General features: G+C 74.9%; 1 protein-coding gene. It reads left to right on the top strand.

All coding sequences use genetic code 11. The features are described 5' to 3' along the window. Positions 1 to 94 precede the first annotated feature (94 nt). The coding region (locus tag AC5LUJ_RS23255; protein WP_493465776.1) for a protein kinase at positions 95 to 882 on the top strand (788 nt) is incomplete at its 3' end.

The following is an 882-nucleotide window of genomic DNA, read 5'->3' on the forward strand; positions in this document are numbered from 1 at the left end:
TGCGGACCTGATTGCGGCGCGAGTTATCCACAGTTTGCCGGGGAGGGCTGCACAGAATGGCTTTTTCGGCTTACCGTCACTTTTTGTGACCTCAATGTACGATTCCGCCGGTTCCCGGGGTGGACGGGAGAACCCGGCCGATCCTCCCGTGCCCGGGGTGGTGCTGCGCGCCCGGGTCCGGGATGCCGGCGCCGGGGACGTGTGGGCCGGCCGGGTCGTGGCCACCGGGGCCGAGTGCACGGTCCGGCGGGTCAGGCTGCCCCCGGACGCGGCCGGCCGCGAGGCCGCCATGAGGTCGGCGCGCCTGCTGGTCGAGCTCGATCACCCACATCTCGTCCCGGTCATCGACGTGATCGCGACATCCGAGGGGATCGCGGTGGTGTCGGAGCCGGTCGACGGGGCGGTCAACCTGGGCCGGCTGCTCGGCGTCCGGGAGCGGCTGGAGCCCGGTGAGGTGGTGACGGTCGGGCTGCCGCTGGCCCAGGCGCTGGCCGCGGCGCATGCCGCGGGTGTGGTGCACGGCCGGCTCGATCTTGCCGACGTCCTGCTCGAGCCGAACGGCCGGCCGGTGCTGGCGGGGACGGGCATCGTCGGCCTCAGCGGCCCGCCCACCACCCCGCCGGTGGACGTCGGTGACCTCGCGGGCCTGCTGCTGGCGGCGATGCCGCACACCACCGGGCCGGCCGCGGCCGCGGTTGCCGTCGCTGTCGCGCCCGCTCTGGTGGACGACCCGGGCCGCCGGCCGACGGCACCGGAGCTGGCCGCGGCGCTGGCCCGGAGCTGCAACCCCGCGCCGGTGCGGATGCTGGGCCGGAAGTGGCGTGAGGAGGTGCTGTCCACACCGCCCCTGACGGCACCGCCCCCGACAGCACCGCCCTCGCT

The organism is Protofrankia sp. CiP1_Cm_nod3 (assembly GCF_982290655.1).